The 25,110-nt window shown below is 55.3% G+C and carries 26 protein-coding genes, 5 tRNA genes and 1 other annotated feature; of the genes, 7 read left to right on the top strand and 24 right to left on the bottom strand.

Features of this window, described 5'->3' with window-relative positions; translation table 11 throughout:
• Positions 1-115 precede the first annotated feature (115 nt).
• Together yfiH and rluD are read right to left on the bottom strand one after the other, a co-directional pair.
• Complete coding sequence (yfiH, locus tag K7H94_RS04565) at positions 116-844, bottom strand: purine nucleoside phosphorylase YfiH (RefSeq protein WP_222951717.1); 729 nt, start codon at positions 842-844, stop codon at positions 116-118.
• Positions 841-1,821: a 23S rRNA pseudouridine(1911/1915/1917) synthase RluD gene (rluD, locus tag K7H94_RS04560; RefSeq protein ID WP_021507316.1), complete on the bottom strand. Its 981-nt coding sequence runs from the start codon at positions 1,819-1,821 to the stop codon at positions 841-843. Before rluD ends, yfiH begins: the two co-directional genes overlap by 4 nt.
• A gap of 129 nt (positions 1,822-1,950) precedes the next feature.
• On the opposite strand from rluD, the gene bamD reads away from it, so the two are divergent.
• From bamD to pheA, 4 genes are all read left to right on the top strand, one after another.
• A complete protein-coding gene (bamD, locus tag K7H94_RS04555) occupies positions 1,951-2,691 on the top strand; it encodes an outer membrane protein assembly factor BamD (RefSeq protein WP_058759616.1) in 741 nt (246 codons plus the stop codon).
• Between the two features lie 268 nt (positions 2,692-2,959).
• Complete coding sequence (gene raiA, locus K7H94_RS04550; protein WP_021507319.1) at positions 2,960-3,286, top strand: ribosome-associated translation inhibitor RaiA; 327 nt, start codon at positions 2,960-2,962, stop codon at positions 3,284-3,286.
• Between the two features lie 97 nt (positions 3,287-3,383).
• Positions 3,384-3,508 (top strand) — a sequence feature (Phe leader region).
• Positions 3,385-3,432, top strand: coding sequence for a pheA operon leader peptide PheL (pheL, locus tag K7H94_RS04545; protein WP_121497579.1), 48 nt, complete (start codon positions 3,385-3,387; stop codon positions 3,430-3,432). (Overlaps the previous feature by 48 nt.)
• A gap of 22 nt (positions 3,509-3,530) precedes the next feature.
• Positions 3,531-4,694, top strand: a complete 1,164-nt coding sequence (gene pheA / locus K7H94_RS04540) for a bifunctional chorismate mutase/prephenate dehydratase (RefSeq protein ID WP_222951716.1) — start codon at positions 3,531-3,533, stop codon at positions 4,692-4,694.
• A gap of 33 nt (positions 4,695-4,727) precedes the next feature.
• Here the strand turns inward: pheA and tyrA are convergent, their stop codons facing one another.
• Together tyrA and K7H94_RS04530 are read right to left on the bottom strand one after the other, a co-directional pair.
• The gene (gene tyrA / locus K7H94_RS04535) at positions 4,728-5,849 is read right to left on the bottom strand and encodes a bifunctional chorismate mutase/prephenate dehydrogenase (protein ID WP_021507321.1); all 1,122 of its coding nucleotides are present in this window, start codon (positions 5,847-5,849) and stop codon (positions 4,728-4,730) included.
• A gap of 6 nt (positions 5,850-5,855) precedes the next feature.
• Positions 5,856-6,935 carry a 3-deoxy-7-phosphoheptulonate synthase gene (locus K7H94_RS04530; RefSeq protein ID WP_021507322.1) on the bottom strand — a complete coding sequence of 360 codons (1,080 nt, stop codon included), beginning with the start codon at positions 6,933-6,935 and terminating at the stop codon, positions 5,856-5,858.
• Positions 6,936-7,238: 303 nt separating this feature from the next.
• On the opposite strand from K7H94_RS04530, the gene K7H94_RS04525 reads away from it, so the two are divergent.
• Positions 7,239-7,760, top strand: a complete 522-nt coding sequence (locus K7H94_RS04525; protein WP_127834475.1) for a GNAT family N-acetyltransferase — start codon at positions 7,239-7,241, stop codon at positions 7,758-7,760.
• Between the two features lie 57 nt (positions 7,761-7,817).
• Here the strand turns inward: K7H94_RS04525 and rplS are convergent, their stop codons facing one another.
• From rplS to ffh, 5 genes are all read right to left on the bottom strand, one after another.
• Complete coding sequence (gene rplS / locus K7H94_RS04520; RefSeq protein WP_021507324.1) at positions 7,818-8,168, bottom strand: 50S ribosomal protein L19; 351 nt, start codon at positions 8,166-8,168, stop codon at positions 7,818-7,820.
• 42 nt (positions 8,169-8,210) lie between these two features.
• Positions 8,211-8,975, bottom strand: a complete 765-nt coding sequence (gene trmD, locus K7H94_RS04515) for a tRNA (guanosine(37)-N1)-methyltransferase TrmD (protein WP_021507325.1) — start codon at positions 8,973-8,975, stop codon at positions 8,211-8,213.
• 35 nt (positions 8,976-9,010) lie between these two features.
• The gene (gene rimM / locus K7H94_RS04510; protein ID WP_021507326.1) at positions 9,011-9,559 is read right to left on the bottom strand and encodes a ribosome maturation factor RimM; all 549 of its coding nucleotides are present in this window, start codon (positions 9,557-9,559) and stop codon (positions 9,011-9,013) included.
• Positions 9,560-9,577: 18 nt separating this feature from the next.
• Positions 9,578-9,826 carry a 30S ribosomal protein S16 gene (gene rpsP / locus K7H94_RS04505; RefSeq protein WP_007893313.1) on the bottom strand — a complete coding sequence of 83 codons (249 nt, stop codon included), beginning with the start codon at positions 9,824-9,826 and terminating at the stop codon, positions 9,578-9,580.
• 142 nt (positions 9,827-9,968) lie between these two features.
• Entirely contained in the window at positions 9,969-11,330 is a 1,362-nt protein-coding gene (gene ffh, locus K7H94_RS04500; RefSeq protein ID WP_021507327.1) for a signal recognition particle protein, read from the bottom strand.
• Positions 11,331-11,496: 166 nt separating this feature from the next.
• On the opposite strand from ffh, the gene K7H94_RS04495 reads away from it, so the two are divergent.
• Positions 11,497-12,291 carry a cytochrome C assembly family protein gene (locus tag K7H94_RS04495; protein ID WP_010617128.1) on the top strand — a complete coding sequence of 265 codons (795 nt, stop codon included), beginning with the start codon at positions 11,497-11,499 and terminating at the stop codon, positions 12,289-12,291.
• A 13-nt stretch (positions 12,292-12,304) separates the two neighbouring features.
• On the top strand, positions 12,305-13,591 hold the full coding sequence (locus tag K7H94_RS04490) for an HlyC/CorC family transporter (protein WP_222951715.1): 1,287 nt from the start codon (positions 12,305-12,307) through the stop codon (positions 13,589-13,591).
• A gap of 57 nt (positions 13,592-13,648) precedes the next feature.
• Here the strand turns inward: K7H94_RS04490 and luxS are convergent, their stop codons facing one another.
• The 15 genes from luxS to tam form a co-directional block, all read right to left on the bottom strand.
• The gene (gene luxS, locus K7H94_RS04485) at positions 13,649-14,164 is read right to left on the bottom strand and encodes an S-ribosylhomocysteine lyase (protein WP_010617126.1); all 516 of its coding nucleotides are present in this window, start codon (positions 14,162-14,164) and stop codon (positions 13,649-13,651) included.
• A gap of 150 nt (positions 14,165-14,314) precedes the next feature.
• Positions 14,315-15,919 (bottom strand): glutamate--cysteine ligase, encoded by a 1,605-nt coding sequence (gene gshA / locus K7H94_RS04480; protein ID WP_021507329.1) that lies wholly within the window; start codon positions 15,917-15,919, stop codon positions 14,315-14,317.
• Positions 15,920-15,950: 31 nt separating this feature from the next.
• The gene (locus tag K7H94_RS04475; RefSeq protein ID WP_021507330.1) at positions 15,951-16,379 is read right to left on the bottom strand and encodes a YqaA family protein; all 429 of its coding nucleotides are present in this window, start codon (positions 16,377-16,379) and stop codon (positions 15,951-15,953) included.
• Complete coding sequence (yqaB, locus tag K7H94_RS04470) at positions 16,376-16,942, bottom strand: fructose-1-phosphate/6-phosphogluconate phosphatase (RefSeq protein ID WP_058771641.1); 567 nt, start codon at positions 16,940-16,942, stop codon at positions 16,376-16,378. Before yqaB ends, K7H94_RS04475 begins: the two co-directional genes overlap by 4 nt.
• Positions 16,943-17,357: 415 nt before the next feature.
• Positions 17,358-17,434, bottom strand: a tRNA-Arg gene (locus tag K7H94_RS04465).
• Positions 17,435-17,626: 192 nt separating this feature from the next.
• Positions 17,627-17,703, bottom strand: a tRNA-Arg gene (locus tag K7H94_RS04460).
• Between the two features lie 58 nt (positions 17,704-17,761).
• Positions 17,762-17,838: transfer RNA gene (locus K7H94_RS04455), tRNA-Arg, on the bottom strand.
• A 233-nt stretch (positions 17,839-18,071) separates the two neighbouring features.
• Positions 18,072-18,148 (bottom strand) — tRNA-Arg (locus tag K7H94_RS04450).
• A gap of 9 nt (positions 18,149-18,157) precedes the next feature.
• Positions 18,158-18,250, bottom strand: a tRNA-Ser gene (locus tag K7H94_RS04445).
• A 307-nt stretch (positions 18,251-18,557) separates the two neighbouring features.
• Positions 18,558-18,743 carry a carbon storage regulator CsrA gene (gene csrA / locus K7H94_RS04440; RefSeq protein ID WP_058759760.1) on the bottom strand — a complete coding sequence of 62 codons (186 nt, stop codon included), beginning with the start codon at positions 18,741-18,743 and terminating at the stop codon, positions 18,558-18,560.
• A gap of 249 nt (positions 18,744-18,992) precedes the next feature.
• Positions 18,993-21,620: an alanine--tRNA ligase gene (gene alaS / locus K7H94_RS04435; protein WP_141496288.1), complete on the bottom strand. Its 2,628-nt coding sequence runs from the start codon at positions 21,618-21,620 to the stop codon at positions 18,993-18,995.
• Between the two features lie 135 nt (positions 21,621-21,755).
• Positions 21,756-22,271 carry a regulatory protein RecX gene (locus K7H94_RS04430; RefSeq protein WP_245001399.1) on the bottom strand — a complete coding sequence of 172 codons (516 nt, stop codon included), beginning with the start codon at positions 22,269-22,271 and terminating at the stop codon, positions 21,756-21,758.
• 107 nt (positions 22,272-22,378) lie between these two features.
• Entirely contained in the window at positions 22,379-23,449 is a 1,071-nt protein-coding gene (gene recA / locus K7H94_RS04425) for a recombinase RecA (RefSeq protein ID WP_021507334.1), read from the bottom strand.
• A gap of 93 nt (positions 23,450-23,542) precedes the next feature.
• Positions 23,543-24,037: a nicotinamide-nucleotide amidase gene (gene pncC, locus K7H94_RS04420; protein ID WP_010616727.1), complete on the bottom strand. Its 495-nt coding sequence runs from the start codon at positions 24,035-24,037 to the stop codon at positions 23,543-23,545.
• Between the two features lie 102 nt (positions 24,038-24,139).
• The gene (tam, locus tag K7H94_RS04415) at positions 24,140-24,916 is read right to left on the bottom strand and encodes a trans-aconitate 2-methyltransferase (RefSeq protein ID WP_222951714.1); all 777 of its coding nucleotides are present in this window, start codon (positions 24,914-24,916) and stop codon (positions 24,140-24,142) included.
• Positions 24,917-25,110 lie beyond the last annotated feature (194 nt).

Below are 25,110 nucleotides of genomic sequence, written 5' to 3'. Positions count from 1 at the left end.
ATTACAGGTCAAAATGCTACTGGAGATTAAATGAGGTCATCCCTCAAATTTTCAAGGTTAATGACCTGAGTTGTGAGCAAAAAATACGCTTACTGGATCGTCTTGCGGCGTAAGGTTATCTCAGCCAAATCAAAGTTGCCATACGCCCGGTGATTCCGTCGCGTCGGAAGGAGAAAAAATCGGCGCTTTCCTGATAGGTGCAGCGCGCATCAGCCGTGACAGATCGCACGCCAGCGGCCTGCAGACGCTGGGTTGCCAGCAGCCAGATATCGGCAAAATATTTCTCGCCGGCCGGGCGAAAAGCCGCATCGGCAGCGGCATCCTGCGCCAGGAACGCACTGCGCACCTCGGCCCCCACTTCAAATGCCTGCGGACCAATCGCCGGACCGAGCCAGGCATGAATCTCGCTCGCCGGGCAGTGAAACTGTGCCAGCGTCTGCTCCAGCACCCCATGACACAACCCGCGCCAGCCGGCATGTGCCGCGGCAACTTCGCTGCCATCATGGCTGCAAAACAGCACCGGCAGACAGTCGGCGGTCATCACTGCACACACCACGCCGCTTTCCCGCGTTATCGCCGCATCGGCTCGCGGCAGGGACGCAGCCGCCGGCAGACGCGCCACCGTCTGGCCGTGTACCTGCTCCAGCCACTGCGGCATCGCCGGTAGCGCCAGTTGCTCGACCACGCGCTGACGATTGTGCATCACGCAATCCGCCTCGTCCCCGACGTGCGCGCCAAGGTTGAGGGAATCCCATGGCGCAGTGCTAACGCCGCCGTGCCGCGTGGTCGAATAAGCCTGCACGCGCGCCGGCGCTGGCCACTGCGGCACGATCCAGTCACTCATAGCCAGTCCAGCTGATCGCGGAACTCGTCGGTATCGGCTTTCAGTGCCTCAATCAGATCAACCATGTCCTGCGGCAATGGCGCGTGCCACTCCATCTCAATCCCGGTGATCGGATGATAAAGACGCAGCATAGTGGCGTGCAGCGCCTGGCGGTCAAAACCGCGCAGCGTACTGATAAAAGCCTCAGAAGCGCCCTTTGGCGGACGCGGACGACCACCGTACAGCGGATCGCCCACCAGCGGATGATTAATGTGCGCCATGTGCACGCGAATCTGGTGAGTACGGCCGGTTTCCAGGCGCAGGCGTAAGCGCGTATGGGCGCGGAAATGCTCCATGATGCGATAGTGCGTGGTGGCCGGTTTACCCATCGGATGCACCGCCATGTGGGTACGCTTGGTAGAGTGACGCGCCATCGGCTCATTCACCGTACCGCCGGCGGTCATGGTGCCAATCGCCACCGCTTCATATTCACGGGTGATTTCACGCAGCTGCAGCGTTTCAACCAGATGCGTCTGCGCTGGTACCGTTTTGGCCACCACCATTAGTCCGGTGGTGTCTTTATCCAGACGGTGCACGATGCCGGCGCGCGGCACGTCGGCAATCGCCGGATAGTGATAAAGCAGCGCATTCAGTACCGTGCCGTCCGGATTACCGGCGCCAGGGTGGACCACTAAGTCGCGCGGTTTGTTGATCACCAGGATGTGGTCATCTTCATAAACAATATCCAGCGGAATATTTTGCGCTTCCCAGCGCTGCTCCTCTTCGATCTCGGCATCAATCGCCACCCGCTCACCGCCGAGTACTTTCTCTTTCGGTTTATCGATGATGGTGCCGTTGACGCTGACCCGACGCTCAAGGATCCACTCTTTTATGCGGGAACGTGAATAATCAGGGAACAATTCCGCCAAAGTCTGATCTAAGCGTTGTCCAAGCTGTGCTTCGGACACCGTTGCGGTGAGTTGAACTTGTTGTGCCATATACAGCTTCTTCGTTAACGTTGGGTTTTCACGGCGATGCCGTTTAATATAATGTGCTATCGTACTGGTCATTACCGGGAGCTATACGGACAGCTTCCGCCATAACACTTTGAGGATAATCATTTCGTCATGACGCGTATGAAACATCTGGTGGCTGCTGCCACACTGAGCCTGAGCCTGGCACTGGTGGGCTGTTCCGGCTCATCGGACCCGGTCCCGGACAGCCCGCCGTCTGAAATTTACGCCACAGCGCAGCAAAAGCTGCAGGACGGTAACTTTAAAGCGGCGATTAAGCAACTGGAAGCGCTGGATAACCGTTATCCGTTTGGTCCTTACTCGCAGCAAGTGCAGCTGGATTTGATCTACGCGTACTACAAAAATGCCGATCTGCCACTGGCGCAAGCCGCCATTTCCCGCTTTATGCGCCTGAACCCGACGCACCCTAACATTGATTACGTGATCTATATGAAGGGCCTGACGGACATGGCACTGGATGATTCCGCGCTGCAGGGCTTCTTCGGGATCGATCGTTCCGACCGCGATCCTACCCATGCGCGTGATGCATTCCGTGACTTCTCTCAGCTACTGCGCGGCTATCCGAACAGCCAGTACGCGGCAGATGCGCAGAAACGTCTGACGTTCCTGAAAGATCGCCTGGCGAAGTATGAGCTCTCCGTGGCGCAATTCTATACCAAGCGCGGTGCCTATGTCGCCGTTGTTAATCGGGTTGAAGGTATGATGCGCGATTATCCGGACACCCAGGCCACGCGTGACGCGCTGCCGTTGATGGAAAATGCCTATCGCCAGCTGCAGCTGACGACGGAAGCCGACAAAGTCGCGAAAATCATTGCGGCGAACAGCGCGTCCTGATTTTCGTGCCATTAAAAAAGCAGCCGCTGTGGCTGCTTTTTTTTTGGTCAGAAAACCGTTTGTAACGGGTTTTTCCGCTACGGTTAACTCATCAATCTTGCCCCTATCCCCGCTGTGCATCAAGCTTTTTTCGCCCTTTTCCCGGCCTTTCTCACAATTCGCTGGCATTGACAAAAAGTGACATTCCAATGTGATACAGATCACATATTTTCCTGATTTGCGCGGTATGCTGGTCCTACCCAGACGGAAATGACAGAGAGGTTTAACTATGATTCTGAACATTACCAGCAAACAAATGGAAATCACTGCGGCAATCCGCAACCATGTCGAAGACCGTCTCGCCAAGCTGGAAAAATGGCAAACCCACCTGATAAATCCGCACATTGTGTTATCGAAAGAGCCGAAAGAATTTGTGGCCGATGCCACCATAAATACGCCAAACGGCACGCTGGTCGCCAGCGCGAAACACGATGATATGTATACGGCCATCAATGACCTGATCGCCAAGCTGGAGCGCCAGCTAAATAAAGCACAGCACAAGCCTGAAGCACGGCGCGCCACCAGCAGTGTTAAAGATTTCACCCCTGCCGGGTAATTTATCGCTTTTCAGCAACGCGCCTGCGGGCGCGTTTTTTATTGACAGCTTTTAAGCTGTGCGGTTACTCTCAGTCCACTTTATTGCCGGAATTGATCATGAAACTGCTGCCGTTCTTCTTCGCATTCTTTTTTACCTTCCCCTGATTGGGAGGCGATTCGTCGTGTGAAAATGAATGCGAAGACGAACAACAAAGCCTCCCAACCGGGAGGCTTTTTTATTGGACATTTTACAGGTGAGCCCTATGAATCCCGAGAATCCGCTGCTGGCGTTACGCGATAAGATCAGCGCCGTCGATGCCAGGCTGTTAACGCTGCTGGCTGAACGGCGCGCGCTGGCCGTTGAGGTAGCGCAGGCCAAGCTGGCCACCCATCGCCCGATTCGTGACGTCGAGCGCGAACGCGCCCTGCTGGAAAACCTCATCGCGCTGGGTAAAAAAAATCAGCTGGATGCGCACTACATCACGCGCCTGTTTCAGTTAGTGATTGAGGATTCGGTGCTGACCCAGCAGGCGCTGCTGCAGAAAAACCTGAATCATCCACATGCGCACGCGCCGCGCATCGCCTTCCTCGGCCCAAAAGGCTCCTATTCGCACCTTGCCGCCCGTAAATACGCCACGCGCCACTTCGATTCGATGGTGGAAATGGGGTGTCTGAAATTCCACGACATCATTCAGCAGGTTGAAAGCGGTCAGGCGGATTACGCGGTGATGCCGATTGAGAACACCAGTTCCGGCTCGATCAATGATGTATACGATCTGCTGCAGCAAACGTCGCTGTCGATCGTCGGCGAGCTGACCATTCCTATCGAACACTGCGTGCTGGTCAGCGGTAATACCGATTTGCAGCAGATTGAAACCGTGTATAGCCATCCGCAGCCGTTCCAGCAGTGCAGCCAGTTCATCAACCGCTTCCCGCAGTGGAAAATCGAATATACCGAGAGCACGGCGGCGGCGATGGAGAAAGTAGCCGCGATGAACTCGCCGCACGTGGCCGCGCTGGGCAGTGAAGCCGGCGGTGAGCTGTATGGTCTGCAAGTGCTGGAGCGCAACCTGGCGAATCAGCAGCAGAACCATACCCGCTTCATTGTGCTCGCGCGTAAACCGATTGAAGTCTCCAGCCAGGTGCCGGCCAAAACCACGCTGATTATGGCGACGGGCCAGCAGGCCGGCGCGCTGGTTGAAGCACTGCTGGTGTTGCGTAATCACAACCTGATCATGAGCAAGCTGGAAAACCGGCCAATCAACGGTAACCCATGGGAAGAGATGTTTTACATTGATGTGCAGGGCAATTTGCAGTCAGAGAACATGCAGCAGGCGCTGGACGAACTGCGCGCGCTCACACGTTCACTGAAGGTGCTGGGCTGTTACCCGGGTGAGAACGTGGTACCGGTAGAGCCGCGTCTGTAAAACAAAAAGGCATCCTCGCGGATGCCTTAATCATTACTGGCGACTGTCGTTGGCGGAGCGCAGCATACTGCGGCTCTCGACGAGGAAGCGTTTCGCATAGTCGCCAAACCAGTGTTCCACGCGCTCAAAGCTGTTGATGAACGCCTGTTTATCGCCCTGCTCCAGCAGCGTGATGGCTTCACCAAAACGCTGATAGTAGCGTTTAATCAGCGCCAGATTACTTTCCGACGACATGATGATGTCGGCGTACAGCTGCGGGTCCTGCGCGAACAGCCGTCCCACCATCGCCAGTTCGAGGCGATAGATAGGCGAGGACAGCGCCAGCAGTTGATCCAGATTGACGTTCTCTTCCGCCAGATGCAAACCGTAAGCAAACGTGGCGAAGTGGCGCAGCGCCTGAATGAACGCCATGTTCTGATCGTGCTCAACCGCACTGATGCGGTGTAAGCGCGCGCCCCACACCTGAATCTGCTCCAGGAACCACTGATAGGCTTCCGGCTGACGGCCATCGCACCATACCACCACCTGCTTCGCCAGGCTGCCGCTGTCCGGACCGAACATCGGATGCAGTCCCAGTACCGGGCCGCTGTGCGCCGCCAGCATCGCCTGTAGCGGACGGTTCTTCACCGACGCCAGATCCACCAGAATGCAGTCATCAGGCAGCGCTGGCAGATCGGCAATGATCTGTTCGGTCAGATGGATCGGCACGCTGATGATCACCATGCCCGCATCGTGCAGCAGTTCATCCGCGCGCGGCCAGTCATCTTTATCAAGAATACGCACCTGATAGCCGGAGAGCGTCAGCATCTTCTCGAACAGACGTCCCATCTGACCGCCGCCGCCGACAATCACCACCGGACGCAGTTCAGGACACAGCGTTTTGAAGCCTTTGTCATTTTCATGCGCATAGGATTCACGCATCAGACGACGCAGTACATCTTCGATCAGGTCCGGCGACACGCCGAGCGCTTCCGCTTCCTGACGACGCGACGCCAGCATACTGGCCTCGCGCTCAGGCACATAAATCGGTAAACCGTAGCGGCTTTTGACTTCGCCGACTTCGGCCACCAGCGCCAGTCGTTTCGCCAGTAGCCCCAGCAGGGCTTTATCTACTTCATCAATTTGATCGCGCAGCGCGGTCAGTTCAGCCACCATGACTCATTACACCTCGTGTGACAGACGCGCCGACAGCACTCCCTGCAGATCCCGATGGATTTCACGCAGCAAAGTTTCAGTGGTTTCCCAGTTGATGCAGGCATCAGTGACGGAAACCCCGTACTTCATCTCGCTACGCGGTTGCTCAGAAGACTGGTTGCCTTCGTGAATATTACTTTCCAGCATCAGGCCAATGATGGAGCGGTTTCCATCTTTAATCTGCGCGATAGCCGATTCGGCTACGCCAGGCTGACGGCGATAGTCTTTGTTAGAATTGCCATGGCTGCAATCTATCATTAAGGCCGGACGCAGTCCCGCTTTCAGCATCTCTTTTTCGCACTGCGCGACATCTTCCGGGCCGTAGTTTGGCGCTTTACCGCCGCGCAGAATCACGTGACCATCCGGGTTGCCCTGGGTTTGCAGCAGGCATACCTGACCGGCCTGGTTAATACCGACAAAGCGGTGCGGCATCGCGGCGGCGCGCATGGCGTTGATTGCGGTGCCGAGGCTGCCATCGGTGCCGTTTTTGAAACCCACCGGCATCGACAGGCCAGACGCCATTTCACGGTGCGTCTGCGATTCTGTGGTACGCGCCCCAATCGCCGACCAGCTAAACAGATCGCCGAGGTATTGCGGGCTATTGGGGTCGAGCGCTTCGGTGGCCAGCGGCAGGCCCATTTCCACAAGATTGACCAGCAGCTGACGCGCAATGTGCAGGCCGGCTTCCATATCAAATGAGTTGTTCATATAAGGATCGTTGATTAACCCTTTCCAGCCGACGGTGGTACGGGGTTTTTCAAAATAGACGCGCATAACGATATACAGCTGATCCTTCAACTGTGCAGAAAGTGTTTGTAACTGACGAGCGTAATCCAGTGCGGCTTCGGTATCGTGGATCGAGCAGGGACCGCACACCACCAGCAGACGCGGATCGCGACCCGCGATGATATCCGCGATGGTCTGGCGGGAAGCGGCAATTTGCGCTTCCTGCGCCGCAGTCAGCGGGAACTTCGCTTTCAGTTCCTGTGGCGTGATTAAAATCTGTTCGTCGGCGATATGCACATTGTTCAGCGCGTCTTTTTGCATGATGGCGATCCTTTTTCACTCGTTATGCGGTTTTACGATCCTCACTGAGGATGACGCTTACTTTACCACAGCATGTAAATCATGCAATCCATGCATGTACACTTTTATTACCACTACCTTTTAGACCACAAAATTCAAGTTAATTAAAATATATAAATCATTAACTTAACAACATTAGAGCCTGTAAGATCCACCAAACACCACTGTAAATTTATAATTACACCCATCTGGCCAGGCCAGATGTTTTTTCCTTACGATATCGCTAACATGCTGTTATCCATTTAATTAGTTCAGGATCGCTCTATGTCCATCCCTGAAGTCGCCCTGCGTCCTTTTATTCTGCAGGATGCTGAAGCGTTTACGCATGCCGTTAATCAGTCTCTGAACAGCCTGCTGCCGTGGATGGTATGGGCACACACAGATTACAGCGTCGATGAAGCCGTGAGCTGGATCAATTTCACCCATCTGCAGCGTCAAAAGGGTGAAGCTGAAGAGTTCGCGATTGTCGATGGCAACGATCGATTGCTGGGCGGTGCTGGCTTACGTTATGCGCGCCAGCCCGGTGAGTTCAGTGCGCTGGGCTACTGGGTTCGCAGCGAGGCGCAGCAACAGGGCGTTGCCCGCCGGGCAGTGGCACAGCTGGTGAATCTGGCGTTCGCCCAGCCACACATTACTGTGCTGGAGATTCTTGCTGCAGAAGAGAATCACGCCAGCCGCGCCGTGGCCCTGCGCAGCGGCTTCTCGTTTGTGGATTACCGCTACGGGTTGATTGTGCTGGAGAGCGGTCCGGTCAACACGGCGATCTATCACCTCAGACGCCCATAAAAAAAGGGGCTGGCCTTATGGCCAACCCCTTGTTTGCTATTAACTTTGGGATGTCGCTTACGCGCCAAGACGCTCTTTGATACGAGCTGACTTACCGGTACGCTCACGCAGGTAGTACAGTTTGGCTTTACGCACAGCACCACGACGTTTGACAGTAATGCTGTCAATTACCGGAGAGTGAGTCTGGAAGACACGCTCAACGCCTTCGCCGTTAGAAATCTTGCGAACAGTGAATGCAGAGTGCAGACCGCGGTTACGAATAGCGATAACCACGCCCTCGAATGCCTGCAGACGTTTCTTAGAACCTTCAACGACCCATACTTTCACTTCCACGGAATCACCCGGACGGAAGGAAGGTACGTCCTGTTTCATCTGCTCTTGTTCAAGTTGCTTGATAATGTTGCTCATAATTAAATCTCTTATCCTGGGTAAACTGATAGTCAGGGAAGATTACTCTTCCACCTCATCGTTTTGTTGCTGCTGATGTTCCCGCTGGAACTCACTTAGCAACCTTGCTTGCTCTTCAGTCAGAGCCAGGTTTTCCAGAAGTTCAGGTCTTCTTAGCCAGGTACGGCCCAGCGACTGTTTCAGGCGCCAGCGGCGAATATCGGCATGGTTGCCCGACAGCAGAACTGGCGGAACCTCCATCCCTTCTAACACTTCAGGTCGGGTATAGTGCGGGCAATCCAGCAAACCTTCCGAGAACGAATCCTCATCGGCTGACGCCTGTTTCCCCAGCACGCCAGGAATAAACCGGGCGACCGAGTCAATTAACGTCATTGCTGGCAGCTCACCGCCACTGAGCACGTAATCACCGATTGACCATTCTTCATCAATCTCAGTGTGAATCACACGCTCATCTATCCCTTCATAACGACCGCAAACCAGAATTAACTTCTGGCTGGTCGCCAGTTCGCAAACGCCTTGCTGGTCAAGTTTGCGACCCTGAGGTGAAAGATAAATCACCTTAGCGCCTTCTCCCGCCGCCGCTTTCGCTGCGTGGATAGCATCCCGTAAGGGTTGCACCATCATCAACATACCCGGTCCGCCGCCGTAAGGACGATCGTCCACGGTACGGTGCCGGTCGTGCGTGAAGTCACGTGGACTCCAGCTCTCTATGTTGAGCAGGCCATTTTTTACTGCCCGGCCAGTTACCCCGTACTCGGTAATAGCGCGAAACATCTCTGGAAACAGGCTAATAACACCAATCCACATCGCGTTCGCCGTTACGTTACCGGATTGTCCGGAGATCAAAAACCAGGATCCCAGTCTACTTCAATGGTGCCAGTAGCGAGATCGACTTTCTTGATAACCTGTTCATCAAGAAACGGTATTAACCGCTCCTGTACACCGAATGCATCTTTCAGGTTTGCCTTTACGACGAGAACGTCGTTCGAGCCGGTCTCCATCAAATCAATGACTTTGCCCATCTCGTAGCCGTCGAGGTTTACCACTTTGCAACCCATCAGGTCTTTCCAGTAGTAATCGCCCTCTTCCAGCGCCGGCAGCTGCGTGGAGTCAACCGTAATTTCGCAATTGGTCAACTGTGCCGCAGCGTCCCGATCGTCAATGCCTTTGACTTTGATGATCAGGTCCTGATTGTGGTGCTTCCAACCCTCAAGCTCGACCTGCTGCCATTGACCGGCGCGCTGGATAAACCAGGGTTGATAGTCGAAGATGCTTTCAGCGTCTTCAGTGGAGGAAAACACTTTGAGCCAACCCCGAATTCCGTAAGCGGCACCCATTTTGCCCAGAATGATTGGGTTAACGGGAGGCTGTGCGGCAGGTTTACTGCTCATGCTCACCACCGTGACAGATTAAGCTGCTTTTTTTGCTTCTTTGATCAGCGCGTTAACGCGATCAGAAAGCGTTGCGCCCTGGCCAACCCAGTGCTCAATACGGTCCAGATCCAGACGCAGACCTTCAGCCTGACCAGAAGCGATCGGGTTGAAGAAACCTACGCGCTCGATGAAACGACCGTTGCGAGCATTGCGGCTGTCAGTGACGACGACCTGATAGAACGGACGCTTTTTAGCGCCGTGACGTGCCAAACGAATGGTTACCATAACATCCTCTTTAGTTAATAAAACAACCGGGCCCCATCGAGGAACGGGGCCCGGGTGCAATATAAAAAGCCCGAAAATTTTACTCATTTTGGCGCAAAAAGCAACCTGAGTGTCTCACTTTTCTGGTTCGGGCTGTGTCGCCTTAGCGGCCGGGGAATCCTGGCGGCATCATGCCTTTCATGCCACGCATCATTTTGGCCATGCCGCCCTTCTTCATTTTCTTCATCATGCGCTGCATATCATCAAACTGCTTCAGCAGCCGGTTGACGTCCTGCACCTGCATACCGGAACCGGTAGCGATACGGCGCTTGCGCGAACCTTTGATGATCTCTGGCTTCTCACGCTCTTTGCGCGTCATCGAATTGATGATGGCTTCCATGCGCACCAGCACTTTGTCATCCATCTGCGATTTAACGTTATCCGGCAGCTGGCCCATGCCCGGCAGTTTGCCCATCAGGCTAGCCATGCCGCCCATGTTGCGCATCTGCTTAAGCTGCTCCAGGAAGTCGTTAAGATCGAAACCGTCGCCGGTTTTCAGCTTCTTCGCCAGCTTTTCCGCCTGCTCGCGGTCAACTTTGCTCTCTATATCTTCAATCAGCGACAGCACGTCGCCCATGCCGAGAATGCGCGATGCGATACGGTCCGGATAGAAAGCCTCCAGCGCATCGGTCTTCTCGCCCATCCCCATAAATTTGATCGGCTTGCCGGTGATGTGACGAATCGACAGCGCCGCACCGCCGCGCGCATCGCCGTCAACTTTGGTCAGGATCACACCGGTAAGCGGCAGCGCTTCGTTGAACGCTTTCGCGGTATTGGCGGCATCCTGACCGGTCATGGCATCGACAACAAACAGCGTTTCAACCGGATTGATCGCGGCGTGCACCTGTTTGATCTCATCCATCATCGCTTCGTCAACGTGCAGACGACCGGCGGTATCCACCAGCAGCACGTCATAGAACTGCAGACGCGCTTCTTTCAGCGCGTTGTTAACGATATCCACCGGCTTCTGGCTGAGGTCGGACGGACAGAAATCCACACCGACCTGCTGCGCCAGGGTTTCCAGCTGTTTGATCGCCGCCGGGCGGTAGACGTCCGCAGACACCACCAGCACCTTTTTCTTGTGCTTTTCGCGCAGGAATTTACCGAGCTTACCGACGCTGGTGGTTTTACCTGCACCCTGCAGGCCCGCCATCAGCACCACGGCCGGCGGCTGAGCATTGAGGTTCAGCGCGTTATTTTCGGCCCCCATCGCCGCAACCAGTTCGTTGCGCACGATTTTGATAAACTCCTGACCCGGCGTCAGGCTTTTGTTTACATCCTGACCTACCGCGGCTTCTTTCACGCGGTTGATGAAATCGCGCACTACCGGCAGCGCAACGTCGGCCTCCAGCAGCGCCATACGCACTTCGCGCAGCGTATCTTTGATGTTGTCTTCGGTCAGCCTTCCGCGGCCACTGATATTGCGCAGGGTTTGCGACAAACGATCGGTTAAATTATCAAACATGCTCTCTCACTTAATAGCGTAGCGAGGCCGCCAGGGCGACACAATGCGGCGGATTATAACACGAAGCCAGGCCGATCTCTGCAATTGACCGTGAGATCGTTTGGAGCCTGCTGCCGCTGGCGCTATACTGCTTTTTTCCTTATCTGACCGACACCTGAAAGGATCTATGTTCGTTTTCGCGATCGTGGCGCTGTTCGCCTACTCTCTCAGTCTTGCATTGATCATTCCGAGCCTGCTGAAACGCAATAGCGGCTGGCGGCGTTTTGCCGTGTTATCCGCCTGCGTGGCGCTGATTGCCCATGCGGTAGCGCTGCAGCAACGCATATTTGCCGTCGATAATGGACAAAATCTTAGCCTGCTGAATATTGGTTCGCTGGTCAGTTTGCTCATCTGCGCCATCATGACTATCGTCGCGTCGCGCAATCGCGGCTGGCTGCTGCTGCCAATTGTTTACAGTTTTGCGCTGATCAATCTGGCCTTCGCCACCTTTGTGCCAAACGCCTTTATCACCCATCTTGAGACCACCCCTGGCATGATGGTGCATATCGGTCTGTCGCTGTTTGCCTATGCCACGCTGATCATCGCGGCGCTGTATGCGCTGCAGCTGGCGTGGATCGACTATCAGTTAAAGAACAAAAAGCTGACGTTTACCCAGGATATGCCGCCGCTGCTCAGCATCGAGCGTAAGATGTTCCACATCACGCAGATTGGCGTGGTATTGCTGACGCTGGTGCTGTGTACCGGCCTGTTCTTTATGAATAATCTGTTCAGCCCGGAAAACATTGATAAAGCGGTGCTGTCGATTATCGCCTGGTTTGTCTACATCGTGCTGCTGTGGGGCCACTATCATGAAGGCTGGCGCGGTCGCCGTGTGGTGTGGTTCAACTGCGGCGGTGCGCTGCTGCTGACCATGGCCTATTTCGGCAGCCGCGTTCTGCAGCACCTGCTCACCTCTCACTAAAGGAATTTTTGCGTTGGAACATGTTTCAACCACCACGCTCATTATCACGCTGATCATTATGGTGCTGGTCTCGGCCTACTTCTCGGGTTCAGAGACCGGCATGATGACGCTCAACCGCTACAAACTGCGCCACAAAGCCAAAAGCGGCAACCGCAGCGCGCGTCGCGTTGAGAAACTGCTGCGTCGCCCCGACCGTCTGATTAGCCTGGTGCTGATCGGTAACAACCTCGTGAATATTCTCGCCTCGGCGCTCGGCACCATTGTCGGTATGCGCCTGTACGGCGATGCCGGCGTGGCCATCGCCACCGGCGTGCTGACCTTCGTGGTGCTGGTGTTTGCCGAAGTGCTGCCCAAAACCGTTGCGGCGCTCTATCCGGAAAAAGTCGCGTACCCCAGCAGTTTTCTGCTGGCGCCGCTGCAGTACGTGATGCTGCCGCTGGTGTGGCTGCTCAATACCATTACCCGCATTCTGATGCGCATGGTAGGCATTAAGACCGAAGGGTCGATTAACTCCGCCCTCAGCAAAGAAGAGCTGCGCACCATCGTGTATGAATCCCGCTCGCTGATGTCGCGCCGCAACCAGGACATGCTGCTGTCGGTGCTGGACCTTGAGAAGGTCAACGTTGACGACATCATGGTGCCGCGCAATGAGATCGTCGGCATCAATATCAACGATGAGTGGAAGTCGATCGAGCGTCAGCTCAGCAACTCACCGCATGGCCGTATTGTGCTGTTCCGCGACTCACTGGACGATAGCGTCGGCATGCTGCGCGTGCGCGAAGCGTGGCGCATGATGGCCGAGAAAAAAGAGTTCAATAAAGAGCGACTGCTGCGCGCTGCCGATGAAATCTACTACGTGCCGGAAGGTACGCCTCTTAACGTGCAGCTGGTAAAATTCCAGCGCAATAAGAAGAAAGTGGGGCTGGTGATCGATGAGTACGGCGACATCAAAGGACTGGTTACCATCGAAGATATTCTGGAAGAGATCGTCGGCGACTTTACCACCTCTATGTCACCGTCACTGGCCGAAGAAGTGATGCCGCAAAACGACGGTTCGGTGCTGATTGAAGGCAGCGCCAACGTGCGGGAAATCAATAAGGCCTTCAACTGGACGCTGCCGGAAGAGGAAGCGCGCACCATCAACGGTATGCTGCTGGAAGCGCTGGAAGAGATCCCGCAGATGGACACGCAAGTACAGGTTGGCCCTTACGACATTGATATTCTTGATGTGCAGGACAACATGGTGAAGCAGGTGCGCATCACGCCGCATCAGCCGCTGAAAGCGTCCATCGGTTCCTGAGACGATAAAAACAAAACGCCGCGATAATCGCGGCGTTTTTTATGGCTGAAGCGGCAACTAGAGTTGCAGCTCTTTGAGCTTTTCAGCCGGCAGCTTCAGATCTTCGTTACGGTTGACGCCAATGTCGTGCGCCAGCACGTTGCGCGCAATCTGCTGCGCTTCGTCCAGCGAGTGCAGCTTGTAGCTGCCGCACTGGTATTCGTTCAGTTCCGGAATCTGGTTCTGATCTTTTACCTTCAGCACATCTTCCATCGCGCCTTTCCACGCTTTTGCCACGCGCTGCTCGTCTGGCGTACCAATCAGGCTCATGTAGAAGCCGGTGCGGCAGCCCATCGGTGAGATATCGACGATTTCCACGCCGTCACCGTTGAGGTGGTTACGCATGAAGCCCGCGAACAGGTGCTCCAGCGTGTGGATGCCGCGTTCGGTCAGGATGTCGATATTCGGACGGCAGAAACGCAGATCGAAAACGGTGATGGTATCGCCATGCGGAGTGTTCATGGTCTTCGCCACGCGTACCGCTGGCGCGCCCATGATGGTGTGATCAACAGTAAAACTATCCAGTAGTGGCATACGTCACCTCCTGTTTTGAGATTTTTTTTAAAACGATGAAACTTTTCTGTTCGCCCAACGTCTGAATATATGAAAGACGCGCATTTGTTATCATCATCCCTGACAACAGAGATGTTAATTTAGGCCACAGTGATGTGGCCATTTTCTTTTCTAGCCTTCGCGACCTGCCAGATAGCTGGCAAAATCCAGTGTATCACTCTGCTCCAGCTGCTGCTGTTTCAGCACTGACTCCTGCGCCTGACGGCTAAAATCGGCTTCGGTGAGAATTTCCAGCGGCTCTTCGCACAGCAGATGACGATACTGCTCGGCCAGCGCCACGCCGGCTCCGGTCAGCCCCTGCTCTTTAATGGCTTGCAGAATGCGCGCCGAATAGGTTAGCTCAGGATCGTCAAACGACGCTACCAGTTGATCGCAAACCTGTTGATATTGCGTGCTGCCGTCGTTGCTATCCAGCACTTCAGCCACCCGGCGCAGATCGGCAAACAGCGCTTTACCGACATCAACCAGCAGATGTTCCGTATCACTGCAGCCCACGCCGATCACCTGACCCGGCTTGCGCCCTTCCAGCACCACGCGGTTCCAGTTTTTCCGGCTGCACAGCAGCTCATCTGCGCTCATCTCCGGCGCATCGGCCAGCGTACACCAAATCAGGAACAGATCGAGGAAGCGCGCCTGATCGGCGTCCACACCGATGGCAGAGAACGGGTTGATGTCCAGCGAACGCACTTCAATGTACTCAATGCCGCCGCGCAGCAGCGCATCGGACGGCGCCTCACCCGAGCGGGTCACGCGTTTTGGACGAATCGGTGCGTACAGTTCGTTCTCGATTTGCAGCACGTTGGTATTGAGCTGCAGCCAGTTGCCCTCCGCGTCTTTGGTGCCCATCGCCGCATATTCGGCAGACGGTGTTTTGATCGCCGCTTTCAGCGCAGCGACATACCCTTCCAGCGAATTGAAGGTAATGCCCAGCCCGCTTTGTGATTTATTGGTGTAGCCCAAATCACTCAGGCGCAGCGACGTGGCATACGGCAGCCACAATGTTCCTTCGCCGTTGGTTTCGAACGGCAGCTTACTTTCCCGTCCCTGCAGGAAGGAAGAGCAGATGGCTGGCGAAGCGCCAAACAGGTAAGGAATCACCCAGCCGTAGCGATAGTAGTTGCGAATCAGGCGCAGATAACCCGCCGAGATGGTCTCTTTGCCGCTCTCCGCGTCTTTGACATCCGCCCACTCCTGCCAGAACGACAGCGGCAGCGAGAAGTTATAGTGCACGCCAGAAATAATCTGCATCAGCGCGCTGTAGCGGTTTTTCAGCCCCTGACGATACAGGGTTTTCATTTTGCCGATATTGGAGCTGCCGTACTGCGCCAGCTCAATGTTGTCCACATCTTCAACATAGCCCGGCATACTGAACGGCCACATGCGCTCGTCGCCCAGCTCGCGCGCCACGTGACGGTGGATGTCACGCAGAAACGCCAGGGAGCGATCGATGTTCTGATCCACCGGGGTGATGAACTCCAGCAGCGTTTCAGCAAAATCGGTGGTAATCCAGTCGTGCTTCAGCGCTGAACCCAGCGATTCAGGGTGGCCAGTGGTAGCCAGATGACCATTCGGCTGGACGCGAAGTGTTTCACGTTCAATGCCACGGCCGATACCCTTTAACGCGTCGGGATGCGCTTCCAGCCAGGAGAGCGCTTTTGATACGTCCGGGATCACATTAACCTCCCGCTGTGTGAATAATTTATTTTTGTTCAGCATAATGTTAACCGTAGCCTCGAATCTGTGCGAATCAATGCCACCATTGCATACCTTGTAAAGTGGCGGTCGCGATAACGATATAACGCAGCGTTTTACCCAGGGCGAGAAACAGCACGCAGGGCAGCCAGGAGAAGCGCAACCACCCTGCGAGCACGCAGAGTAAATCGCCCACCACTGGCAGCCAGCTAAACAGCAGCGCTGCGGGTCCCCATCGTTGTAGCCACGTCATTGCTGTGTCGTGCCATCGCCCCTGCCCTGTTGCTGGCATCAGGCGACCAAGAAGAATGTTGGTCAGGCCGCCCAGCGTGTTTCCCACTGATGCAGCCAGTAACAATCCATAGACCGACCCTTTCTGGGCGATCAATAACGCAATCAGCACCGCTTCTGAGCTGCCCGGAAGCAGCGTTGCACTCAGAAAGCTACTGCCGAATAACGATCCATACGTCAGAAATTCATTCACAGTAAACGGACATCAACCACATCCATGCCCGCCGCTTTAGCCGCCTGCACGCCAAAGTCAGCATCCTCGAAGACCACGCAGCGCGCAGGCGCAACGCCCATCAGCTCTGCACAGCGTAAGAAGGTATCAGGCTGCGGCTTATGACGCTGGACATCGTCCGCACCGACTACCGCATCAAACAGATGATAAACGTTGAGCGCTTCCAGCAGCGCTTTGGCTAAGCTGTGTTCGCTGCCGGTGCCAACCGCCATCGGACGGCGACCATGATAGGCTTTGACCACCTGCATCAGCGGCAGCGGACGCACGTCTTCCAGCAGCATCGCTTTCAATGCCGCCGTTTTCTCTGCCGCCAGCTGATGCGGATCGTGCTGTGCCTGATTCTGTTCCAGAATGTAGCGGGCCAGTTGCCAGGTGGGTGCCCCGTTGAATGCCACCATCTTTGCTTCGTCCATGGTGAAACCATAGCGGCTCAGCACCTGCTGCCAGGCTTTTCGATGTGTCGGCTCGGTATCAAGAATGGTGCCGTCCATATCGAAAATCAGGGCGTCATAGTGGTCGTACATTGTGTCTCCATTAACACCACAAAATGAGCCATTACTTTAGCGTAATGCGCTCAGGTTGTCGCCAGGCAGGCTTAACCGCAAATGCTTTGAAAGCATTAGCAATTTTCGTTTTCAGAATAAGGTCAGAGCGCGCGACCGGCGATAAATGGCGGTAAATGCAGTGATTTTTTGATGGAGACGGCGCGTGAGAAAATCTTTCGGAATGCGGATGTTGAATCGGGTCAGGAATGAAGAGTTGCGATGTCAGAACTGAGCTGATGACAAATCTAATCTTTAGATGATGGTGCATCCAGGAGGATGATTCGGCTGGCGCCTCACCCTGCGGGCCGTTGATGAAGCAACGTTATCCTCCTTAGTACGTCCTGAACGATTATCGCATCATGACACACTGAGGCACTTTCCAAATCGGAGAAGATGGTGCATCCAGGAGGATTCGAACCTCCGACCGCTCGGTTCGTAGCCGAGTACTCTATCCAGCTGAGCTATGGATGCATTGAGAGATTTTCTTACGATGGACTAACTGAAATCAATCCGGGAATGATACAAAGAATGGTGCATCCAGGAGGATTATTCGGCTTGCGCCTCACCCTACGGGCCGTTGCTAAAGCAACGTTATCCTCCTTAGCACGTCCTGAACGATTATCGCATCATGACACACTGAGGCACTTTCCATCTCGGAGAAGATGGTGCATCCAGGAGGATTCGAACCTCCGACCGCTCGGTTCGTAGCCGAGTACTCTATCCAGCTGAGCTATGGATGCATTGAGAGATTTTCTTACGATGGACTAACTGAAATCAACCTGGGAATGATACAAAGAATGGTGCATCCAGGAGGATTCGAACCTCCGACCGCTCGGTTCGTAGCCGAGTACTCTATCCAGCTGAGCTATGGATGCATTAAATGATTCTTGTACAACGCAGGGTGCTAACAACTCACCATGAAAGGAACTGCTCGTTCACTCTTACTACTCTGAAGTAAATACCATATCCGAAGATTGTGCATCCAGGAGGATTATTCGGCTTGCGCCTCACCCTGCGGGCCGTTGCTGTAGCAACGTTATCCTCCTTAGTACACCCTGAAAGCTCATCGCTTCATGACACACTGAGGCACTTTCCATCCCGAAAAAGATGGTGCATCCAGGAGGATTCGAACCTCCGACCGCTCGGTTCGTAGCCGAGTACTCTATCCAGCTGAGCTATGGATGCATCGGAAAATGGCGGTGAGGCGGGGATTCGAACCCCGGATGCAGCTTTTGACCGCATACTCCCTTAGCAGGGGAGCGCCTTCAGCCTCTCGGCCACCTCACCTTACGCGTTCTTGCGAACCGTGCTTTTGAACTTTGTTTCCGCTCATCGGCACTGCGTGGCGCACATATTACTTTCCCGGACTTATAAGTCAAACAATTTTTCCCGACTTTTTACCGATTCAGGTTTGATTGCGCAAATGACGTGCAATCCGCATGTTTTGCCGACAAAAAGAGTGATTTATCAACAGTAAAAGCGTGCGGCAGCCGACATAATTCGCGGAAAAAACAGGAGAGCGTGAACGGATAAAAACAACGACGGGAGGAAGAGAAGCGGTAGCGCCTCGCCACATAGCGAGGCACTGAATACGTTATTGAGGTGTAATCTGTGTTTTTTCAGCCTGGATGCGCTGATAGATCTCTTCACGGTGAACCGACACTTCTTTTGGCGCGTTTACGCCTATGCGGACCTGGTTACCCTTAACACCCAGCACCGTTACAGTTACCTCATCACCAATCATGAGGGTTTCACCAACTCGACGAGTTAGAATAAGCATTCTTTGCTCCTTGAAAGATTAAAAGAGTCGGGCCTGTTCGGTCTCCCGGCCATATCCATCATATAACGCTGAACAATGCCTATGACAAATACACCATTGTGTTCTGCCATGCCAATACATTCTGCTGATAGTTAGTTTAGCCGAAATACACTACATCAACCGGACTTTGTCATTACCTGGTGCACACCGCGTTAAAAAGCGCCGAAACGGATGTTCCTGGCGCTCTTCACGATGCTTAATTTTATTTCGTTACAGCCGGTTACTCACCCACTCCGGCACGCCAGCCAGCGCGCCAGAAAGTGCCTGGGCGTCGGTTCCGCCAGCCTGCGCCAGGTCCGGACGCCCGCCGCCTTTACCGCCGACCTGCGCAGCCAGTTCGCCAATCAGCTCACCGGCCTTCACCCGATCGGTCAGATCTTTGGTGACGCCAGCAATCAGCGACACCTTACCTTCTGCAACGGTTGCCAGTACGATGACAGCAGAACCAAGCTGATTTTTCAGATCGTCCACCATCGTGCGCAGCATTTTTGGCTCGACATTGCTGAGTTCGCTTACCAGCAGTTTCGCGCCCTTCACCTCAACCGCTTTGCTACTCAGTGAAGCGCTTTCCTGCGCCGCTTGCTGATCGCGTAGCTGTTGCAGCTCTTTCTCCAGCGCACGCACGTTTTCTACCAGTCCGCGCACTTTCTCGTTCAGATTACTGTGGTTGGCTTTCACCACCTGAGCAATATCGGTTAGCTGATCGCTCTGCGCGTGCAGTTGTGCAATCGCCGCTTCACCGGTCACCGCTTCGATACGGCGAATACCCGCCGCCGTGCCGGCTTCGCCCTGAATGCGGAACAGGCCGATGTCACCGGTGCGGGCCGCGTGCGTACCGCCACACAGCTCAATGGAGTATTCGCCCATGCTGACCACGCGCACACGCTGATCGTACTTCTCACCGAACAGCGCGGTGGCGCCCAGCGCTTTCGCCTCTTCCAGGTCCATCACGTTAGTGGTGATAGGCAGGTTGCGGCGAATCTGGGCGTTAACGATATCCTCAACCGCACGAATCTGCTGCGGCTTCATGGCTTCGCCGTGTGAGAAGTCAAAACGCAGGTACTTGTCGTTGTTAAGCGAGCCTTTCTGGCCAACGTGATCGCCCAGCACTTCGCGCAACGCTTCGTGCATCAGATGCGTCGCGGAGTGGTTAAGGATGATGCGCGAACGACGCACTTCATCGACCTGCGCCTGCAGGCGATCGCCCACCCGCAGCTGACCCTGGCGTAGCTTACCGATATGACCAAAGGCTTTGCCATATTTTTGCGTATCCTGCACGCTAAATTCAGCATTTTGCCCGGTCAGAACGCCGGTATCGCCCACCTGGCCGCCAGACTCACCGTAGAACGGAGTCTGATCCAGAATCACCACCGCATCCTGCCCGGCAGCTACCTGCTCAACCTGCTGGCCGTCCACAAACAGCGCCTGCACCGTCGCCTCAAGCGACAGGTGGTCGTAACCTTTGAATTCAGTCGGCGTATCAAAGCGGATAACCGTGTTGTAATCGGTACCGAAGCCGCTGGCTTCACGCGCACGCTGACGCTGCTGCTCCATCGCCGCTTCAAAGCCCGCTTCGTCAATCTTCAGATTGCGCTCACGGCATACGTCAGCAGTCAGGTCCGCCGGGAAGCCGAAGGTGTCATACAGACGGAAAACCGTTTCGCCGTCGAGGGTGTCGCCTTTCAGCTTCGCCAGCTCGTCGTCCAGCAGTGCCAGGCCGCGCTCCAGCGTTTTAGCAAACTGCTCTTCTTCATTTTTCAGGGCGTTCTCAACGTGCTTCTGCTGACGCTTGAGATCTTCACCTGCTGCGCCCATCACCTCGATCAGCGGAGCCACCAGTTTGTAGAAGAACGCTTCTTTCGCGCCCAGCATGTTGCCGTGACGCACCGCGCGACGAATGATGCGACGCAGCACATAGCCACGGTTTTCATTCGACGGGATAACACCATCAGCAATCAGGAAGGCACATGAACGGATGTGGTCGGCGATCACGCGCAGTGATTTGTTATTCAGATCGGTGGCACCGGTTACCTGCGCCACCGCGTTAATCAGCTTCGCGAACAGATCGATTTCATAGTTGGAGTTCACATGCTGCAGTACCGCGGCGATACGCTCAAGGCCCATACCGGTATCCACCGACGGTTTCGGCAGTGGCTGCATGGTGCCGTCGGCCTGACGGTTGAACTGCATGAACACGATGTTCCAGATTTCGATATAGCGATCGCCATCCTCTTCCGGACTGCCCGGAGGGCCGCCCCAGATATGGTCGCCGTGATCGTAGAAGATTTCGGTGCACGGACCGCAAGGGCCGGTGTCACCCATCTGCCAGAAGTTGTCAGAGGCGTAAGCGCCGCCTTTATTATCGCCAATGCGGATAATACGTTCGCGCGGTACGCCGATGTCATTAGCCCAGATTTCAAAGGCTTCGTCATCGGTTTCGTATACGGTTACCCACAGACGCTCTTTCGGCAGCTTAAACCACTGCTCGCCCGTCAGCAGTTCCCAGGCGTAGGCAATGGCTTCTTTCTTGAAGTAGTCGCCAAAGCTGAAGTTGCCCAGCATTTCAAAGAAGGTGTGGTGACGCGCGGTGTAGCCGACGTTTTCCAGGTCATTGTGCTTACCGCCGGCACGCACGCAGCGCTGCGACGTGGTGGCACGCGAATAATCGCGCTTGTCCTGACCAAGGAAAACGTCTTTAAATTGCACCATGCCGGCGTTAGTAAACAGCAACGTCGGATCGTTGTTTGGTACGAGGGAGCTGCTGGCTACAACCTGATGTCCCTTGCTATGAAAAAAGTCGAGAAACGCTTGACGGATCTCAGCAGTGCTCTTGCTCATAAAATTCCTGGAATCACGCTAACGAACGTTCCCTTTCGCTGGCAAACCGCATGCGCCCGGCCCGCCACTGACTGAGGAACAAAAAGTGGGAATAAGATAAATTTTCTTCAATGGGAAGTAAAATCCCATCGCCTTTCAGTCGTCAATATTTCTGAAAATCGCCTGAATGTCTTCCATCATAAAGCCTTTCGACATCAGAAAGCGCTGGACTTTGCTTTTTTCCGCCCAGCTTTGCGGCAGCGGTTCGCCGAATTTACGTTTAGCGACCTCGGCCGCGCACTGGCTCCAGTCAACCTCGCTATCGAATAGCGCCTGGTTGATCTCATCGCGGTCGATACCTTTTTGCTGCAGCTCCATGCGCACCCGCTGTGGACCATAGCCTTTGCGCGCGCGACTCTGAATAAAGCGTTCGGTAAAACGCTGGTCGTTGAGCCAGCCATTCTCCTGACACCAGTCGAGCACTTTCTCCAGCAGCGCTTCCGGTATCGGCTGGCTCTCCTTTTGCTGCAGCCAGGCCGCACGCTGATTGTTCAGCTGCAGTTTGCGTTTCAGCTCGTCGCGGCTATGGTCGCGCTGCGACAAAATACGCATGGCACGATCGAGTACCCGGGAAAAGGTTGGCTCCGGAGCCTGTGATGAGGTCGATGACATAGGATTACCTTGTTGTGACTGTTGCGCAGGGTAAAGCAAGAAGGCAGAGAGGAAAAGCACGGGCGGGAAAAAGCAAAACGGGAGCATTGCTGCTCCCGTGAGTATGGTTAGAAATCTTCGTTGGTTTCGCTGGCCTCTTCGTATTTATCAGCCGCGCTATCCGCTGTCGCCGCTTCCGCCGTTGCACCGGTCAGCAGCATGTCACGCAGCTTAACGTCGAGCTCATTGGCAATCGCCGGGTTCTCTTTGAGGAAGTTGGTGGCGTTCGCTTTACCCTGGCCGATTTTATCGCCGTTGTAGCTGTACCACGCACCGGCTTTTTCCACCAGTTTGTGCTTCACGCCGAGGTCAACCAGCTCGCCGAAGGTGTTGATGCCTTCACCGTACATGATCTGGAACTCAGCCTGCTTAAACGGTGCTGCCACTTTGTTCTTCACCACTTTAACGCGGGTTTCGCTCCCCACCACTTCGTCGCCCTCTTTAATGGCGCCGATACGGCGGATATCCAGACGCACGGAGGCGTAGAATTTCAGGGCGTTACCACCGGTGGTGGTTTCCGGGTTACCGAACATCACACCAATCTTCATACGAATCTGGTTGATGAAGATCAGCAGCGTGTTGGACTGCTTGAGGTTACCAGCCAGCTTACGCATCGCCTGGCTCATCATACGCGCAGCCAGACCCATGTGCGAATCACCGATTTCACCTTCGATTTCCGCTTTCGGCGTCAGCGCCGCCACGGAGTCAACGATGATCACGTCTACCGCACCCGAACGGGCCAGCGCATCACAGATCTCCAGCGCCTGCTCACCGGTATCCGGCTGCGAACACAGCAGGTTATCAATGTCGACGCCCAGTTTCTTGGCGTATACCGGATCCAGCGCGTGCTCGGCATCGATAAAGGCACAGGTTTTGCCTTTACGCTGCGCAGCAGCAATGACCTGCAGGGTCAGCGTGGTTTTACCGGAGGACTCAGGTCCGTAGATCTCAACGATACGGCCCATTGGCAGGCCACCTGCGCCCAGCGCGATGTCCAGCGACAGGGAGCCGGTAGAGATGGTTTCAACATCCATCGAGCGGTCTTCACCCAGGCGCATGATGGAGCCTTTACCAAATTGTTTCTCAATCTGGCCCAGCGCGGCAGCTAAAGCCTTCTGTTTGTTCTCGTCAATCGCCATTTCCACTCCTAATCATGCCGGGTGAGCGGGCACCGTGTATGCCTGCTCGTTCTGTTGCCGCTAATTATACTGTATAGTCATACAGTATCAAGTTTAATTTGTCAGAAATTCATCCAGCAGCGCCTGCAGCGCCCAGCTGACCGACTGACGCCGGACAGCATCGCGATCGCCGGTAAACTGCTGGCGCTGTGCCAGCACGCGGCCCTCCGGACCTGCCAGCGCAAACCAGACGGTACCGACCGGCTTTTCTGCCGTGCCGCCATCCGGTCCGGCGATGCCGCTCACCGCAATACCATAGCCAGCACCGGCTGCGGCACAGGCACCGGTCACCATTTCGCGTACCGTTTGCTCACTGACGGCACCGTGCTGCGCCAGCGTCGCCGCCTGCACGCCAACCATCTGCTGCTTGGCCTCATTGCTATAGGTAACGAAGCCGCGCTCAAACCACGCCGAACTGCCGCTGATATCAGTAAACACTTTGGCAATCCAGCCGCCGGTACAGGACTCCGCCGCCGTCACCGTCGCCTGACGATGCCTGAGCTGTTCGCCAATACGTCGGCTGAGCTGCTGAAGTTGTTCGTCGTTCATCGCCTTCTCCTGTTGTGGCGCTTCACGTTAGCAGTAAATGGTGCGGCAACAAGCCCTTTTCAACCGCCGCCGTCGCATTTTGCGCGCTGCGTTCCGGCAGGGTCAGCGCGTTTTCACCGCCACCATAAATAAACGCGGAAAGGCCAGCAAAACCTGTCCATTACTGCGCGTCGGGTAAGCGGGCAGCAGCGCCTGATGATAGTCGTGTAAAAAGTCCGCCTGCTGCGCCTCATCCAGCGCGGCAAGGAACGGACGCAACCCGGTGGCACGCAGCCAGCTGATGATCGCCTGCGCATCCGCCATCGGATGATAGTAAGTGGTGCGCCAGATATCGACCTGACAGCCTGCATCGCCTAATAAATCATAGTAGCGATCGCTGCTCAGCAGGCGTTTGCGCTCTGCCGCCTGAGGCGAAATATGCGCCTGCCAGCGTGAGCTGGCGGCCACCTCACGCATCAGACGATGCGACGGCTCCTGCAGGTTATCCGGCATTTGCACCGCCAGTGCACCGCCCGGTGCCAGCTGGTTTACCAGATGCGGCAACACGGTTTCGTGGTCGGTCAGCCATTGCAGTGACGCGTTGGCATAAATGACCTGTTGCGGCTGCTCAGGCTGCCAGCTGCGGATATCGGCCTGAAGAAAATCACAGTCCGGCAGGCGTTGCCGCGCCTGTTCCAGCATCGCCTCAGAGCTATCGATGCCGGTGATGTGCGCCTGCGGCCAGGCCTGCGCCAGCAGTTCCGTGCTGTTGCCCGGGCCACATCCCAGGTCCGTAGCAAAGCGCACCTCGTTGACGGGAATACGCGCCAGCAACTCCTGTGCCGGACGCGTACGCTCAGATTCAAACTGACGATACAGCTGGGGATTCCAGTCTTGCATAGCAACGCTCCTGTCTGTGTGGAAGAGTCACACACTACCTGTTTTGCTGCGCGAGGTGCGAAGAGAAAAGTGCGGTTGCCGAAAAAGTGTGGATGGCGCAGCGGAGTCAGGTGCTGCAGGCTCAGGCGAGGTGATAGCGCGCACGGGCGCGGATGTCATTACTTCCGCATCCTGCGGGGAAAAGCAACAGGACG

Origin of the sequence: Pantoea dispersa (genome assembly GCF_019890955.1) — a bacterium.
In the GTDB taxonomy this organism is placed as follows: domain Bacteria; phylum Pseudomonadota; class Gammaproteobacteria; order Enterobacterales; family Enterobacteriaceae; genus Pantoea; species Pantoea dispersa.
This window is presented reverse-complemented; position numbering and strand designations above follow the sequence as displayed.

Bases quoted from the DNA above. Each gene is read 5' to 3' on its own strand.
- alaS (WP_141496288.1), bottom strand. From the start codon at position 21,620: ATGAGCAAGAGCACTGCTGAGATCCGTCAAGCGTTTCTCGACTTTTTT.
- gshA (WP_021507329.1), bottom strand. From the start codon at position 15,919: ATGCTGAACAAAAATAAATTATTCACACAGCGGGAGGTTAATGTGATC.
- ffh (WP_021507327.1), bottom strand. From the start codon at position 11,330: ATGTTTGATAATTTAACCGATCGTTTGTCGCAAACCCTGCGCAATATC.
- tyrA (WP_021507321.1), bottom strand. From the start codon at position 5,849: ATGGTGGCTGAACTGACCGCGCTGCGCGATCAAATTGATGAAGTAGAT.
- yqaB (WP_058771641.1), bottom strand. From the start codon at position 16,942: ATGTACGACCACTATGACGCCCTGATTTTCGATATGGACGGCACCATT.
- K7H94_RS04525 (WP_127834475.1), top strand. From the start codon at position 7,239: ATGTCCATCCCTGAAGTCGCCCTGCGTCCTTTTATTCTGCAGGATGCT.
- yfiH (WP_222951717.1), bottom strand. From the start codon at position 844: ATGAGTGACTGGATCGTGCCGCAGTGGCCAGCGCCGGCGCGCGTGCAG.
- bamD (WP_058759616.1), top strand. From the start codon at position 1,951: ATGACGCGTATGAAACATCTGGTGGCTGCTGCCACACTGAGCCTGAGC.
- pncC (WP_010616727.1), bottom strand. From the start codon at position 24,037: ATGAACGACGAACAACTTCAGCAGCTCAGCCGACGTATTGGCGAACAG.
- raiA (WP_021507319.1), top strand. From the start codon at position 2,960: ATGATTCTGAACATTACCAGCAAACAAATGGAAATCACTGCGGCAATC.
- K7H94_RS04530 (WP_021507322.1), bottom strand. From the start codon at position 6,935: ATGCAAAAAGACGCGCTGAACAATGTGCATATCGCCGACGAACAGATT.
- luxS (WP_010617126.1), bottom strand. From the start codon at position 14,164: ATGCCACTACTGGATAGTTTTACTGTTGATCACACCATCATGGGCGCG.
- csrA (WP_058759760.1), bottom strand. From the start codon at position 18,743: ATGCTTATTCTAACTCGTCGAGTTGGTGAAACCCTCATGATTGGTGAT.
- rplS (WP_021507324.1), bottom strand. From the start codon at position 8,168: ATGAGCAACATTATCAAGCAACTTGAACAAGAGCAGATGAAACAGGAC.
- pheA (WP_222951716.1), top strand. From the start codon at position 3,531: ATGAATCCCGAGAATCCGCTGCTGGCGTTACGCGATAAGATCAGCGCC.
- trmD (WP_021507325.1), bottom strand. From the start codon at position 8,975: ATGTGGATTGGTGTTATTAGCCTGTTTCCAGAGATGTTTCGCGCTATT.
- rluD (WP_021507316.1), bottom strand. From the start codon at position 1,821: ATGGCACAACAAGTTCAACTCACCGCAACGGTGTCCGAAGCACAGCTT.
- rimM (WP_021507326.1), bottom strand. From the start codon at position 9,559: ATGAGCAGTAAACCTGCCGCACAGCCTCCCGTTAACCCAATCATTCTG.
- K7H94_RS04430 (WP_245001399.1), bottom strand. From the start codon at position 22,271: ATGTCATCGACCTCATCACAGGCTCCGGAGCCAACCTTTTCCCGGGTA.
- tam (WP_222951714.1), bottom strand. From the start codon at position 24,916: ATGCAAGACTGGAATCCCCAGCTGTATCGTCAGTTTGAATCTGAGCGT.
- recA (WP_021507334.1), bottom strand. From the start codon at position 23,449: ATGGCGATTGACGAGAACAAACAGAAGGCTTTAGCTGCCGCGCTGGGC.
- K7H94_RS04495 (WP_010617128.1), top strand. From the start codon at position 11,497: ATGTTCGTTTTCGCGATCGTGGCGCTGTTCGCCTACTCTCTCAGTCTT.
- rpsP (WP_007893313.1), bottom strand. From the start codon at position 9,826: ATGGTAACCATTCGTTTGGCACGTCACGGCGCTAAAAAGCGTCCGTTC.